Source organism: Amycolatopsis sp. NPDC043887, from assembly GCF_056435665.1.
Genome location: NZ_JBWKEB010000017.1, coordinates 90,525 through 104,256, shown reverse-complemented (window position 1 = coordinate 104,256; position 13,732 = coordinate 90,525). Strand labels below are relative to the sequence as shown.

Below are 13,732 nucleotides of genomic sequence, written 5' to 3'. Positions count from 1 at the left end.
GTGCGGGCCGCCGTCTGGACGTGGGGCCGGCTAGCTCAGCCGGATGACGCCGTAGTCGAAGCCTCGCCTCCGGTAGACGACGCTCGGGCACCCGGCGTCGGCGTCGTTGAACAGGTAGAAGTCGTGACCGACCAGTTCCATCTCGTAGAGAGCCTGGTCGACCGTCATGGGCTCCGCGTCATGTTTCTTCTCGCGGACGACGCGACCGGGCTGGTGTTCGGTCACCCCGTCGTCCCAGCGCTGCTGCTGGGGCATCTCGAAGTCACCGCCCTCGACAGCGAAACCGTTGGCCATGGGTTCGGCCTCAGGCGCTTCGAGTACAGCGGTACCCGCCAGATGTCGGGTGTCGGTGGTCATTCCACCGGCGGCCGCCATCGAAGTCGCCTCGGCGACGGATTCCGGGCGGCTGCGGCCGTAGTGCACGCGCCGGCGGTCGTGTGTCTTCCGCAACCTGTTTTCGAGCTTGTTCAGTGCGGAATCCAGCGCTGCGTAGAAGTCGCCGGCACACGCTTCGGCGCGTACGGCGGGGCCTCGGCCCTTACCGGTGATTTCGACGCGCTGGCAGTTCTTCGACTGCCGGCGATTGGGCTCGTGGAAGAGCTCCACGTCGTAACGGATGACCTTCTTGTCGTAGCGCTCTAGCCGGGCCAGCTTTTCGCTGACGAGTGCCCGATAGTGGTCGGGCACCTCCACGTTGCGGCCCTTAACGACGATGTCCATACACGACCTCCCTCGCTGAAATGACTGCGAGCTGTAGATGTGTTCACTAGGGCGCCGGTAATGCGGGGACGAAGCCCGGATCGCGGGCGGTGAGGGAACTCGGCATACGGTCACGACGTCTCGTGTCGGATGTCCGAGCGCGGACTCAGCGCGGCTCCGGCGCCAGGGACATGGGCTGGTCACCTCCCTGCCTGCCGGGATTGCTGATAGCGCTGCACGTTAGCTGCATCACGCCGCGAGCAACAGCCCCCGAGCCGGGGGATATCAGGACGTGAGACCTCGTCACCGCACGCGACGAAGATCGTGCGGCCAGCGCGACAATCCGGCCTGTCGGGCGTCGACCCCGTGATTTGTTTTCACGCGGACGGCGCAAGCCTTCGGACAGGAAAATGCGGAGGGTGCCTAGGACACCGTCCCCGAGGGAATCCGCCGCCACCCCGGTGGAGTGGCGGGCCGTCGGAGTGTTCCCCTCAAGCTCCCTCATATCCCGTCAACGCCCTTGTACCCATTCGCGTTCCCGATCATTCATCACTCTTGTAGGTGACAGCACGATCACCCGGCGGCGGCCAGCGCCACCACCGCGGAAACGTGAATTCCGCTTATGTCCAAAAAACGCGTACAAGCGGCGGCGGTCGCTCCGGTTGTGATGACGTCGTCAAGGAGAACGACCTTCTCCCGGCAGGCTCCGGGAGCGAGGCGGATCCGGCCGTCAAGGTTCGCCGACCGCTCGGCCCGGCTGAGTCCCACGGCGTCGCGAACTCCGGACCTCAGCTTGAGGACCGGCGCCACTGTCGCGACTTTTCCCTTGCCTCTCAGTACTTTCACGCATTCTTCGGCAACCCGCCGGACGTGCGGCCCGCCGCGCACACGGGAGGCGTGCCGCCGCGAGGGCACCGGAACGAGACAAGGTTCCGGCTCCGGATCGGGCAGCTGGGCGAGGGCTTCGGCGATCGCCCGCCCCAGGGAAGGCGCGAGGTCGCGGCGGCCGCGTTCCTTGTAGGCGAGGATCAGGCGGCGGGCCTCGCCGGCGTAGGGGGCCAGGGCGTACACGGGCACAAGCCCGGCCGTCGGGCCGCGGATGATCTCGCTGAGCGAACCCCAAGCGGTCTGACAGGTGGCACAGCAGGGCGCGCCCGGTGCTCCGCAGGACGCGCAGCGGGCGGGGATGAGGAGATCAAGGAGCTTGGACATGGGGCGAGTGTCGGCCAGGGCTCCGACAGTTCCAGGGCACGTCGTGTCGTGAGAGGTCCGGTTTGGACCCTTTTCGTCCTAAGGGGACCAGTCAGGACCGCAGTTGGGGAGAAGGCTTCCGGGCGGCTTGGCTTCTGTCCGTGAAGGACTCCTTGCCTACACTCAGGGTAGTGAAGGAGGCCTTCACGGACTTCTGCCGCCACGGATCGCTAGCGCCGCCAGGAAAGCTAGCGGTACTAAAGGTCCCTTGCTCCCCACCGCAAGGGATGGCGCGTTGCGAAAGTGGCTTTCGCGACATGCGGGCGCCCCGAAGTAAGCGAAGTGCTCAGCCTGGGTAGAACGGGTCCGCGTCGGTGACGGTGTGCGCCTGCGGCCGCCAGACTTCGCCCAGCTCGGAGGCGACCCACAGCCCGCCCGCGTCCGCGACCAGGTTCTGCCTGCTCGGCGCCGCGGTGACGCCGTGCACCGGCGGGGTCAGGTTCGAGCTGTTGAACGCGTCCATCCGCTGCCCGTCCAGCGGCACCTTGACCACCGGCAGCGAGGTCGACGACGTCGCGGCGATCAGGTGGTCCTGGGTCGCCCAGTCGACGTCGACCACGTCCTTGAGGTCGCGTTCCTGCAGTTTCCGCGGCGCCCGCAGGGCCACCGAGTCCGCCGTCCGCACGATCGAGGCGACCACCAGCTGCCCGTTGACCACGGCGGCCAGCCGCGATCCGTCGCGCGAAAGGCGCAGTTCGGTGATCTGGCCGAGGCCGGTGAGCATGGTCGCGTCGACGCCGGCCTTCACCCAGCGGCCGTCCGCGGCCAGGGTGACCCTGGCGACGGTGTTGTGGTCGACGACCGTCCAGACCTCGCCCGAGAGCCCGCCGCCACGGGCGACCGGGCGCCAGGTGGGACGGCTCAGGCTGCCGCCGAACAGGTCCACCGAGGCGAGGTCGTGCCCGAGGTCGCCTACCCGGAGCCACTGCCTGCCGTCGCGTTCTTCGACCACCGCGAGCCGTTTCCCGTCGACGGACTGCGCGGCGCTGACCACCTTGTACCCGCCGTTGCCCGCGGGACCACCGACCGGCTGTCCGTCGCCGAGCGACCGGACCCGCCCGTTCACGGTCATCAGTCCCAGCAGTTCCGAGTTGGGCGCGATGTCCACGTTGTAGTTGGGCAGCTCGCTGGCGCGCCAGTATTCGTGGTCCGGCACCAGCGCGGTGCCGTCGGCCAGCAGCCGGATCCGGCTCAGCGTCACCGTCTGCAGCGAGAGGACGATCTGCGCGGCGATCAGGTTGCGGTCCGCGAGGCTGGCCCCGCCGACGCCGGTCAGGTTGATGTCCAGTGTCCCGTCGTCCGTGCTGCGGACGTTGCTTTCGGTGGTGACCTGGTCGCCGAGCAGGTCCTTGACCGCGCCCTTAAGCCCTTCGGACGGTCCCTGCAGCACCAGGTCCATCACCCGGCCGGGCAATCCGGCCTGCGGTTTCGCCGCGACATAGCGGAGGTCGGGGACGAAGGCGCCGGAGTCGGGCGAATAGAAGCTGATCGGCACCCGGAAGTAGTTGAGCGCGAAATCCTCGTCGGTGACGGCGAGTTCCTGCGGCGGGTCCACGATCCGCCACTGGCCGTTCGGCTGCTTCCGCAGTTTGAATTGCTGCGAGTACTCGGCCTTCACCGGGATGAACGCGCTGTCGGGGCTCAGGTTGCCGAGTTTGAACCCGCGGACGTTCACCACCTGCTCGTCCGGGTTCCCCGACGACGACGATGTGTCGTAAACGGTGCCGAAGGTGTCGTCGATGATCGTCAGCCCCGGCGACGGCTTCCAGTTGCGCCGGCCTTCTTCGTCGAGGTAGACCCGCGCGTCGGCGTTCGCCGTGCCCGGGGTCGCGGAGTTGCGGATGAACTGGCGGGTGACGGTCAGCGGGTCGATCCCGGCCGCCGGTTCGGCGACGTCCGCCGGCGCCTGCCCGGCTTTGTCCCCGGAGACGACGGCGGGCTGGGATTCGAGCGGGATGTTCGCGCAGCCCGCGAGCAGCAGCAACACCGCGAGCAGGGGCAGGAGCCGTTTCACCGGCCGACCTCCTCTGGCTCGGCGAGGATCGCGTCGGGGGCGGGGCGGACTTCGAGCAGCCCGGAGGACCCGTGCGTGTCCGTCGGAGTGTGATCGGGCGGGGGCAGGACCAGCGGGCTCTCCCCCATCGGCGTGTCCTGCCGCCGCGGCAGCACGAGCCGGAAACAGGCGCCGTGACCGGTCTCGCCCCACGCGTCGAGCACGCCGCCGTGCAACCGGGCGTCCTCCTGGCTGATCGCGAGGCCGAGCCCGGTGCCGCCGGTCCGGCGGTTACGGGACGGGTCGGCGCGCCAGAACCGGTTGAACACCAGTTCCGCTTCGCCCGGCCGCAGGCCGACACCGTGGTCCCGCACGGTGACGGCGACCGCGGTCTCGTTGACCGCGAGGGTCAGCACCACCGGGTTCCCTTCGCTGTGGTCCACCGCGTTGGCCAGCAGGTTGCGCAGGATCCGCTCGACGCGGCGCGCGTCGACCTCGGCGTGCGCCTCCTCCTCCGGCAGCACCAGTTCGACCGAGCTGCCCGCGTTGCCCGCGATCACCCGGACCTGCTCGACGGCCCTGGTCGCGATCGGCCGGACGTCGATCAGCTCGGCGGAAAGCTCTTCGACGCCCGCGTCGAGCCTGCTGATCTCCAGCAGGTCGCCGAGCAGGGCCTCGAACCGGTCGAGCTCGTCGACCAGCAGTTCGGTGGAGCGCGCGAGCCCGGCCGGGAACTGCTCGCGCGACGCGTGCAGCACGTCGGCGGCCATCCGGACGGTGGTCAGTGGGGTGCGCAGTTCGTGTGAGACGTCCGAGGTGAACCGGCGTTGCAGGCCGCCGAACTCCTCCAGCTGGCGGATCTGCCGCTGGATGCTCGCGGCCATTTCGTTGTAGGAGACGGCGAGTTTGGCCAGGTCGTCCTCGCCGAGCACGGCGAGGCGCTGGTCGAGGTCTCCGCCCGCGAACTGTTCGGCGGCCGCGGCGGCCTGCCGGACCGGCCGGACCACCTGCCTGGTGACCAGGTTCGTGATCCCGGCCAGCAGGAGCAGCAGCACGAGACCACCGACGAGCAGCGTGTTCTGCACGGTCGAGACGGTGTTCTGCTCGCTGGTGAGCGGATACAGCAGGTAGAGCTGGAGCGGGTTGATCATCGTGCTCACCGGGGCACCGACGATCAGGTACGTCGTCTTGCCGCCGTCGGCGTCGGTGACCGTGTGGATCAGGTGGCTGACCTGTTCGGTCTCCACGAACTGGCGTAGCCGCTCCGGGACCCGGTCGTAGGGGCCGGCGAACACCGGTTTGCTCGACTGATCGCGGCCGCCGGCCGCCAGCACCGGTTCGAAGGTTCCGGCGGCCGATCCGGCGCTGTCCTGCGAAGTCGTCGTGCTGGTGATCTTCTTCAGGGCGTTCTTCATCCGCGCGGTCAGCGCTTCGGGGCTTTCGGTGCCGACGCCGATCAGTTCGCCCGCCGCGGTCTCGACGACCGCCCTCGTCTGCGCGATCGCCGCGTTCTGCTTGGTCTCCAGCAGCCGTTCGGTGATCTGGTTCTGCAGCACCATGCCCAGCACGAACACCACGGCCGACGACAGCGCCAGTGTGGACACCGTGACCCGGAACTGCAGCGAATGCCGCCACAGTTCGTTGAACGAGACGGCCTTGCGGCGCACGAAAACCACGATGCGCCGGAAGTGGCGCATCGTGGTCTGGGCAAGCCTTCGCAAGCGTCCGCTCATGGGGTGATCACGGCGGGCCGGCCTTGTACCCGACGCCACGAACGGTCAACACCACCTCGGGGTGTTCCGGGTCCTTCTCCACCTTCGAACGCAGCCGCTGGACGTGCACGTTCACCAGCCGGGTGTCGGCGGCGTGGCGATATCCCCACACCTGCTCGAGGAGCACCTCGCGGGTGAACACCTGACGCGGCTTGCGGGCGAGCGCGACCAGCAGGTCGAACTCGAGCGGGGTCAGCGGGATCGCCTTCCCCTCGCGCGTCACCTCGTGGCCGGGGACGTCGATCGCGAGGTCGCCGATCGTCAGCGACTCGGCGGGCTCGGCCTCGGTGCGGCGCATCCTGGCGCGGACGCGGGCCACGAGCTCCTTCGGTTTGAAGGGCTTGACCACGTAGTCGTCGGCCCCCGACTCGAGCCCGAGGACGATGTCCACGGTGTCGCTCTTGGCGGTGAGCATCACGATCGGCACGCCGGACTCGGCCCGGATCGCCTTGCAGACGTCGATGCCGTTCATCCCGGGCAGCATGAGGTCGAGGAGGACCAGGTCCGGTTTCAGCTCGCGAAGCGCGGGCAGCGCCCGTGAGCCGTCGGCCACGACCGCTGTGTCGAACCCCTCCCCACGCAGCACGATGGTGAGCATCTCCGCGAGAGCAGGGTCGTCGTCGACGACCAGAACACGTGCCTTCATAAACCTATGTTCGCACTAGTTTCCCCGCGCGAGCGCGCGACCCGGCGATGTGACCACCAGAAAGATCATCGAATCGGGCAAATTGCTCCATCCGAGTAGGGTCTTCGGGCCCTAGAGCGCACGTCGGAGCCTGGTGAACGGCCTCGGCGAGTCGATCGCGAACACACCGGCCAGGACGTCGCCGCGGTGATAGGTCGCGACGAACCGCTTCGAAGCGACGTCCCCTTCGGCGATCCGCACGTCTTCCGTGGCCACTCCGGCGAATTGGAGCCGCCGTCCGTACTGATCGGACCAAAAGTAACCGTGTCGTGCGAAATGCGTGACGGTCGATCCGGCGAGCAGATTCGCGACCGCGACGCCCGGCTGTTCCGAGGCCGCCGTCCAATGCTCGGCGCGGACCCGCCCGCCGCGCAGTGGACAGCGGTACCGCGCGACGTCACCCACCGCGATCACTCGGGGATTCGCTGTGACACAGCCGGAATCGACCAGCACCCCGTCGTCGACGGCGAGCCCGGAGCCGGTCAGCCATCCGGTGGCGGGCCGCGCCCCCACTCCGGCGACGACGAGATCGGCGAGAAGCCCGCGGCCGTCGGCGAGCCGCACGCCGGTGACGCGACCGTCACCGTCGAACCCTGCGACAGGCACGCCCGTGATCAGCCGGACGTCGTTCTCGGCGTGCAGTTCCCCGCACACCGCGCCCATCCGCGCGCCGAGGACCGAGGCGAGCGGCACGGGCGTCGCCTCGACCACCGTCACTTCGTGCCCGAGCAGGCGGCACGCGGACGCGACCTCCGCGCCGATGAATCCCGCGCCGATGACGACGACCGAGGAAGGCCCCGCCGCGAGAGCGGCTTTCAGCGTGACCGCGTCGCCGAGGGTCCGCAAGGTGTGAATGCCGGACAGATCCCTTGCCGCGTCGAGGGTTCTGGCCACAGCCCCGGTCGCGATGACGTAGCCGTCGGCGGCGATCGTGGTGCCGTCGCCGAGCGTCACGCCTTCGCGGCCGAGCTTCTCGGCGCGGACACCGAGATGCCATTCGGCGGCCAGCGCGTCGAGATCGTCCTGCCCGGTGAGCGCGAGATCATCGGCGGAAACCTTGCCCAGCAAGAAATCCTTCGACAGCGGCGGCCGGTCGTACGGCGGTTCGGCGCCGATCATCACCAGCCGCCCGTCGAAACCCCGCCCGCGCAACTCCTGTGCCGCGCGAAGTCCCGCCAGCGAGGTGCCGACGACGGCGATCGTTCTCAAGCCACTTCCTGGCGCGCCTCGGTGTCCACGTAGATCACGCCGTCCGCGATCACGACCGGGTATGTGCGCACGGCGTTCTTGGCCGGCAGGCAGTCCGGGGCGCCGGTCCGCAGGTCGAATCGCGCGGCGTGCAGCGGGCATTCGACGTAGCAGCCCTCGATCCAGCCGTCCGCGAGCGACGCGTCCTGATGGCTGCAAGTGTCGTCGAGGGCGTAATAGGCGCCCCCGGCATGGAAGACCGAGACGGGAACGGGGCCCGGCAGGCGAAGGGCTTCGCCTTCGGCCAGTTCGGAGACGGAGCAGGCACGGATCATCGGGGCCTCCGGGGAAAGGACCGACGGTGGTTGATGTTGCGTATTACGAGACAGGATGTGCTCTGCGCAACAATCACCCCGGAGGGACCGGTACGTCAAGGGATTCGCCCACTCAGCCGAGCGAATGCGGGCGAAACGGCTACTGTTGCGTCATGCGGAACCAGGACGCGGGGAACGCAACGCCCAGTCAGGTGCAGTCCGTCGACCGCGCGATCAGCGTGCTGGAACTGCTGGCGCGCAACGGGGAAACCGGGATCACCGAGATCGCGGGCGAACTCGGCGTGCACAAGTCGACGGCGTCGCGCCTGCTGAGTGTCCTGGAGAATCGCGGTCTCGTCGAGCAGCTCGGCGAACGCGGGAAGTACGCGATCGGCTTCGGTGTCGTCCGGCTCGCCGGCGCCGCCACCGGCCGGATGGACCTGGCGAAACTGGGCAGGCAGACCTGCCAGGGCCTGGCGGAGACGCTCGGCGAGACGGTCAACATCGCGATCGCCGACGACGGCGTCGCGATCAACGTCAGCCAGGCCCGCGGCTCGGCCGCGATCACCACGCAGAACTGGACCGGGCAGCGCACTCCCCTGCACGCGACGTCCAGCGGAAAGGTGCTGCTCGCGTACATGGGCGACGTCGAGCGCAAACGTTTACTCCGGCGGAAGCTCGAACGGTTCACGCCGCGGACCACGGTCGATCCTGAGGAGCTGGCCGCCGAGCTGGAGCGGGTCGCCGAGGACGGGTACGCGGCCTGCTTCGAGGAGCTGGAGCTGGGGATGCACGCGGTCGCGGTGCCGGTGCGCGGCCCCGGTGGCGACGTCGTCGCGGCGATGAGCGCTTCCGGCCCGTCGTACCGGCTGTCGAAACAGCGGGTGCGGCAGATCGTCCGGCCGCTCACCGAGGCGTCGGCGGATCTTTCGGCGCAGCTGGGGTACTTCACCGAGTGAAGAGGCCGACCTCTTCGGGCTCTTGACAGCGCGCCCGCACGTGCCGCACTTTGTTGCTGAAGACGGAACAACGTGCCTCATCCGCAACAGCGCCTGTCACCCCGATGCCCTCGTGTCCTTTGTGGATTCTCCAGGGCAGGCAGGAGGTACCCCGCATCATGCCCCCAGGACCCCGCGTCGTCGTGATCGGCGCAGGCATCGTCGGCTGCGCCCTCGCCGACGAGCTCACCGAACGTGGCTGGACCGATCTCACCGTGCTGGACCAGGGCGACCTGTTCACCACCGGCGGGTCGAGTTCGCACGCACCCGGTCTGGTCTTCCAGACCAACTCCTGCCGCACGATGACCGAGTTCGCCGCGTACACCGTCGCGAAGTACGGCGCGCTCGACCTCGACGGGAACCCGTGTTTCCACACCGTCGGCGGGCTGGAGGTGGCCACGACGGCGGAACGGCTCGCCGATCTCAAGCGGCGGCACGGCTGGGCCACCGCGTCCGGCGTCGAAAGCAGGCTCGTCGAGCCGGACGAATGCGCCGCGCTGCATCCGCTGCTCGATCCGGCCAAGGTGCTCGGCGGGTTCCACATCCCCTCCGACGGCCTGGCCAAACCCCTGCGTGCCGCCGAGGCGCAGGCACGCCGCGCGATCGCGCGCGGCGCGAAGTTCCTCGCGCACCAGAAGGTCGTCGGGATCGAAGGGTCGGGCGGCCGGGTCACCGGCGTCACCACCGAGACCGGGAGCTTCCGCGCGGACATCGTGCTCTCGTGCGCCGGGATGTGGGGGCCGTTGCTCGGCGAACTGGTGGACCTCGCGATCCCGCTCGTTCCGATGGCGCACCAGTACGCGCGCACCAGCCCGCTGCCGTCACTCGCCGGCGTGACCGAGGAGGCCACGCGGCCGATCCTGCGGCATCAGGACGCCGATCTCTACTTCCGCGAGCACGTCGATCGGATCGGCATCGGCGCGTACGGGCACCCGCCGATGCCCTTGCCTCCCCACGAAATCGGCGCCGGCGAGGGGATGCCGTCGGAACTCGCGTTCACCCCCGCGGATTTCGAGCCGTCCTGGGCCGCCGCCGTCGACCTGCTGCCGTCGCTGGGCGAGACCAAGGTCGAGGAAGGCATCAACGGCCTGTTCTCCTTCACCCCGGACGGGATGCCGTTGCTGGGCGAACACCCGGAGCTCGACGGGTTCTGGGTCGCCGAAGCCGTCTGGATCACGCATTCGGCGGGAGTCGCCAGGGCCATGGCGCGGTGGCTGGTCGACGGCCAGCCCGGCGTGGACCTGCACGGGTGCGACCTCGCCCGGTTCGAGCAGGTGCAGCTCGCCCCGGACTACGTCATGGCCCGTAGCTGCCAGAGCTTCACCGAGGTCTACGACGTCGTCCACCCCTTGCAGCCCATGGAAGATCCGCGACCGCTGCGAACGAGTCCCTTCTACGAAAGGCAGCAGGAGCTCGGCGCGTTCTTCCTCGAAGCGAGCGGTTGGGAGCGTCCGCACTGGTACGAGGCGAACGCGGACCTTCCGGAGGTCGCTCTCATCCCGGAGCGCAACGACTGGGCCGCGCGGTACTGGTCGCCGATCGGCGGCGCCGAAGCGCTGGTCGCGCGGCAACGGGTCGCGATGTTCGACATGACCTCGCTGAAACGGGTGGAGCTCACCGGCCCCGGCGCGTTGCCGTTCCTGCAGACGATGACCACGAACCAGCTCGACAAGAAGCCCGGTTCGGTCACCTACACGCTGTCGCTCGACGAGGACGGCGGCGTGCGCGGCGACCTGACCGTCGCCCGGCTCGGCGCCGAAAGGTTCCAGGTCGGCGTGAACAGCGCGATCGACATCGACTGGCTGCGGCGGCATCTCCCCGGCGACGGTGCCGCGCAGATCCACGAGACCACGCCGGGTACCTGCTGCATCGGCCTGTGGGGACCGCTGGCCAGAGCGGTACTGCAGCCACTGTCCACAACGGACTTCTCGCACAAGGCGATGGGCTACTTCAAGACGAAGCAGGCGTACGTCGGCCAGGTGCCGGTGACCGCGATGCGACTGTCCTATGTGGGCGAACTCGGCTGGGAGCTGTACACGAGCGCGGACCTCGGCCGCCGTCTGTGGGACACGCTCTGGGAAGCCGGGCAGGCACACGGGATCATCGCCGCCGGCCGGGACGCCTTCTCCAGTATGCGGCTGGAGAAGGGATACCGGCTGTGGGGAACGGACGTCACCGCCGAGCACGATCCATACGAGGCCGGGCTCGGCTTCGCCGTGCGGATGGACAAGGGCTACTTCATCGGGCGGGACGCGCTGGCCGGTCGCTCGGAGGAAACGGTGACCAGGAAACTGACCTGTCTCACCGTCGACGATCCGTACTCCGTCGTGCTCGGCAAGGAGCCGGTGTTCGCCGACGGGCGTCCCGCCGGGTACGTCACGAGCGCCGCGTACGGCTACACCGTCGGCAAGAACATCGCGTACGCCTGGCTTCCGCTGGAGTTCGCCCAGCCGGGCAGGCCCCTGGAGATCGAGTACTTCGGCGAGCGGATCCCCGCCGTCGTCGCGCGTGAACCGCTGTTCGACCCCGGCATGAACCGGATCAGGAGCGCCGCATGAGCCACTACGACGTCATCGTCATCGGCCTCGGCGGGATGGGCAGCGCCGCGGCGTACCGGCTCGCCCAGCGAGGTCAGCGCGTGCTGGGCATCGACCGCTTCGCGCCCGTGCACAACCTCGGGTCCAGCCACGGCGGCTCGCGGATCACCCGGCAGGCGTACTTCGAGGATCCCGCGTACGTCCCGCTCCTGCTGCGGGCGCACGAACTGTGGGACGGGGTCGAACGCGACTCCGGCCGGAAGATCTTCACCCGGTGCGGCGGGATCATGCTCGGCGGCCCCGAGTCCAGGACGGTGTCGGGAAGCCTTGCCAGCGCCCGGAAATGGGAGCTGCCGCACAAGCTGCTGGACGCGGCGGAGATCCGGCGCCGGTTCCCGACGATGAACCCGGACGATCACGAGATCGCGCTGTACGAGGAGAACGCCGGGTTCGTGGTGCCGGAAAGCAGTGTGGCCGCGCATCTCCAGCTCGCCGCGCGGGCCGGGGCGGAGCTGCACCACGAAGAGGAGGTCCTTTCGTGGCGGGAGACGTCCACCGGTGTCCGGGTGGGGACGTCACAGAACTTCTACACGGCGGGACAACTGGTGATCTGCCCCGGCGCGTGGGCGCCGGAACTGCTCGCCGAGCTCGGCATCGTCTTCACCGTCGAACGCCAGGTCCAGTACTGGTTCGCGCCGTCGGGCGGGGCGGAGCCGTTCCGCGCCGGACGGCATCCGATCTACGTCTGGGAAGGCGCGAACGGCCGCCAGTTCTACGGTTTCCCCTCGCACGACGACGCCAGGAGCGTGAAGGTCGCGTTCTTCCGCGGCGGTGAGACCTGCACACCCGAGTCCATCGACCGGACGGTGCACCCCGAGGAGGTCGGCGAGATCTCGGAGTTCGTCCGGCGAAAGATGCCGGCGCTGCCCGGCACCTTCCTGCGCGGGGCGACCTGTATGTACACGAACACGCCCGACGAACATTTCGTCATCTCCCGCCATCCCGCGCACGAACGCGTGGTGGTCGCCTGCGGGTTCTCCGGGCACGGCTTCAAGTTCGTCCCGGTGGTCGGTGAGATCCTCGCCGACCTTGTCGTGGACGGCGCGACCGGGCATCCGGTCGCCCTGTTCGATCCCGCCCGGTTCGCCGGAGTCCCGAGATGACGAGTCTCATTCCCACGCTGAGTGGCGGCTACTACACCGATCCCGCGATCTTCGCTGCCGAGCAGGAAAAGATCTTCGAACGTCAGTGGTTCTGCGCGGTCCGGGCGGCGGATCTGCCGTCGGCCGGCGACTTCCGGACCGTCCAGGTCGGACGGGAGAGCGTGCTCGTCAGCCGCGGACGGGACGGCGGACTGCGGGCGTTCCTCAACGTCTGCCGCCATCGCGGGGCCCGGTTGTGCACCGACGAGTCCGGCACGGTGAAACGCGCGTTCCAGTGTCCGTACCACGCGTGGACGTACGGGCTCGACGGCGAGCTGATCGCGGCGCCGAACCTGGCGAGCCTTCCCGGCATCGACCGTTCCGAATACGGGCTGCACGCCGTCCGCCTGCGCGAATGGCTGGGTTACGCGTGGGTCTGCCTCGCCGCGGACCCGCCGTCGTTCGAGGACGACGTCGAAGGCGCGGTGCGGGAACGGCTGGGCGACCTGGAATCGATCGAGCGGTACGGTCTCGACCGGCTCTCGGTCGGGCGCCGGATCACCTACGACGTCAAGGCGAACTGGAAACTGATCGTCGAGAACTTCATGGAGTGCTATCACTGCGCGACCATCCATCCGGAGCTGACCGAGCTGCTGCCGGAGTTCGCCGACGGCTACGCGGCGCAGTACTACGTCGGGCACGGCGCCGAATTCGGCGAGGCCGTGGACGGCTTCACCATCGACGGCACGACGGGCTTCGACCGGCTCGACGGTGTCGCGGACGAGCAGGACAGGCGGTACTACGCGATCACCATCCGGCCGCAGGTGTTCGTGAACCTGGTGCCGGACCACGTGATCTTCCACCGGATGTACCCGCTCGCGCCGGACCGGACGGTCGTCGAATGCGACTGGCTCTATTCCGAGGAGGTCGTGGCGTCGGGCCGGGACGTGTCCCGGTCGGTGGAGTTGTTCCACCGCGTCAACGAGCAGGATTTCGACGCCTGCGAACGCTGCCAGCCCGCGATGGCGTCCCGCGCCTACCGCGGCGGCGGGGTGCTGATGCCGTCCGAACACCACATCGGCGAGTTCCACTCCTGGCTGCTCACGCGTTTAGAGGACTGAATGCGGTAGTTGCGCGAGCAAGTACCGCATTC

The 13,732-nt window shown here is 68.8% G+C and carries 11 protein-coding genes; 4 read left to right on the top strand and 7 right to left on the bottom strand.

Annotated features, from left to right (window positions below; translation table 11 throughout):
- Window positions 1–30: 30 nt before the first annotated feature.
- The 7 genes from hpf to AC069H_RS35105 form a co-directional block, all read right to left on the bottom strand.
- Window positions 31–720 (bottom strand): ribosome hibernation-promoting factor, HPF/YfiA family, encoded by a 690-nt coding sequence (gene hpf, locus AC069H_RS35135; RefSeq protein ID WP_340687160.1) that lies wholly within the window; start codon window positions 718–720, stop codon window positions 31–33.
- 552 nt (window positions 721–1,272) lie between these two features.
- Window positions 1,273–1,911 carry a ComF family protein gene (locus AC069H_RS35130; protein ID WP_478235202.1) on the bottom strand — a complete coding sequence of 213 codons (639 nt, stop codon included), beginning with the start codon at window positions 1,909–1,911 and terminating at the stop codon, window positions 1,273–1,275.
- A 325-nt stretch (window positions 1,912–2,236) separates the two neighbouring features.
- Window positions 2,237–3,964 carry an LpqB family beta-propeller domain-containing protein gene (locus AC069H_RS35125; RefSeq protein ID WP_478235201.1) on the bottom strand — a complete coding sequence of 576 codons (1,728 nt, stop codon included), beginning with the start codon at window positions 3,962–3,964 and terminating at the stop codon, window positions 2,237–2,239.
- Window positions 3,961–5,676 carry an MtrAB system histidine kinase MtrB gene (mtrB, locus tag AC069H_RS35120; protein ID WP_478235200.1) on the bottom strand — a complete coding sequence of 572 codons (1,716 nt, stop codon included), beginning with the start codon at window positions 5,674–5,676 and terminating at the stop codon, window positions 3,961–3,963. Before mtrB ends, AC069H_RS35125 begins: the two co-directional genes overlap by 4 nt.
- A 7-nt stretch (window positions 5,677–5,683) precedes the next feature.
- A complete protein-coding gene (mtrA, locus tag AC069H_RS35115) occupies window positions 5,684–6,361 on the bottom strand; it encodes an MtrAB system response regulator MtrA (protein WP_005150760.1) in 678 nt (225 codons plus the stop codon).
- 111 nt (window positions 6,362–6,472) lie between these two features.
- Window positions 6,473–7,609 (bottom strand): NAD(P)/FAD-dependent oxidoreductase, encoded by a 1,137-nt coding sequence (locus AC069H_RS35110; RefSeq protein WP_478235199.1) that lies wholly within the window; start codon window positions 7,607–7,609, stop codon window positions 6,473–6,475.
- Window positions 7,606–7,923: a bifunctional 3-phenylpropionate/cinnamic acid dioxygenase ferredoxin subunit gene (locus AC069H_RS35105; RefSeq protein WP_478226296.1), complete on the bottom strand. Its 318-nt coding sequence runs from the start codon at window positions 7,921–7,923 to the stop codon at window positions 7,606–7,608. The genes AC069H_RS35110 and AC069H_RS35105 overlap by 4 nt, the downstream gene beginning before the upstream one ends.
- Window positions 7,924–8,075: 152 nt before the next feature.
- Here AC069H_RS35105 and AC069H_RS35100 point away from each other — a divergent pair, with 152 nt between their 5' ends.
- The 4 genes from AC069H_RS35100 to AC069H_RS35085 all read left to right on the top strand — a co-directional run bounded on the left by AC069H_RS35100 (window position 8,076) and on the right by AC069H_RS35085 (window position 13,700).
- The gene (locus tag AC069H_RS35100) at window positions 8,076–8,861 is read left to right on the top strand and encodes an IclR family transcriptional regulator (RefSeq protein ID WP_478235198.1); all 786 of its coding nucleotides are present in this window, start codon (window positions 8,076–8,078) and stop codon (window positions 8,859–8,861) included.
- A 158-nt stretch (window positions 8,862–9,019) separates the two neighbouring features.
- Window positions 9,020–11,458, top strand: coding sequence for a GcvT family protein (locus AC069H_RS35095; protein ID WP_478235197.1), 2,439 nt, complete (start codon window positions 9,020–9,022; stop codon window positions 11,456–11,458).
- Window positions 11,455–12,600, top strand: coding sequence for an N-methyl-L-tryptophan oxidase (solA, locus tag AC069H_RS35090; RefSeq protein ID WP_478235196.1), 1,146 nt, complete (start codon window positions 11,455–11,457; stop codon window positions 12,598–12,600). The genes AC069H_RS35095 and solA overlap by 4 nt, the downstream gene beginning before the upstream one ends.
- Complete coding sequence (locus AC069H_RS35085; RefSeq protein ID WP_478235195.1) at window positions 12,597–13,700, top strand: aromatic ring-hydroxylating oxygenase subunit alpha; 1,104 nt, start codon at window positions 12,597–12,599, stop codon at window positions 13,698–13,700. The genes solA and AC069H_RS35085 overlap by 4 nt, the downstream gene beginning before the upstream one ends.
- Window positions 13,701–13,732 lie beyond the last annotated feature (32 nt).

What these genes read in the sequence shown, in the direction of transcription:
- AC069H_RS35105 (WP_478226296.1), bottom strand. Translation starts at nt 7,923, where the DNA reads ATGATCCGTGCCTGCTCCGTCTCCGAACTGGCCGAAGGCGAAGCCCTT.
- AC069H_RS35100 (WP_478235198.1), top strand. Translation starts at nt 8,076, where the DNA reads ATGCGGAACCAGGACGCGGGGAACGCAACGCCCAGTCAGGTGCAGTCC.
- AC069H_RS35095 (WP_478235197.1), top strand. Translation starts at nt 9,020, where the DNA reads ATGCCCCCAGGACCCCGCGTCGTCGTGATCGGCGCAGGCATCGTCGGC.
- hpf (WP_340687160.1), bottom strand. Translation starts at nt 720, where the DNA reads ATGGACATCGTCGTTAAGGGCCGCAACGTGGAGGTGCCCGACCACTAT.
- AC069H_RS35130 (WP_478235202.1), bottom strand. Translation starts at nt 1,911, where the DNA reads ATGTCCAAGCTCCTTGATCTCCTCATCCCCGCCCGCTGCGCGTCCTGC.
- AC069H_RS35085 (WP_478235195.1), top strand. Translation starts at nt 12,597, where the DNA reads ATGACGAGTCTCATTCCCACGCTGAGTGGCGGCTACTACACCGATCCC.
- mtrA (WP_005150760.1), bottom strand. Translation starts at nt 6,361, where the DNA reads ATGAAGGCACGTGTTCTGGTCGTCGACGACGACCCTGCTCTCGCGGAG.
- mtrB (WP_478235200.1), bottom strand. Translation starts at nt 5,676, where the DNA reads ATGAGCGGACGCTTGCGAAGGCTTGCCCAGACCACGATGCGCCACTTC.
- solA (WP_478235196.1), top strand. Translation starts at nt 11,455, where the DNA reads ATGAGCCACTACGACGTCATCGTCATCGGCCTCGGCGGGATGGGCAGC.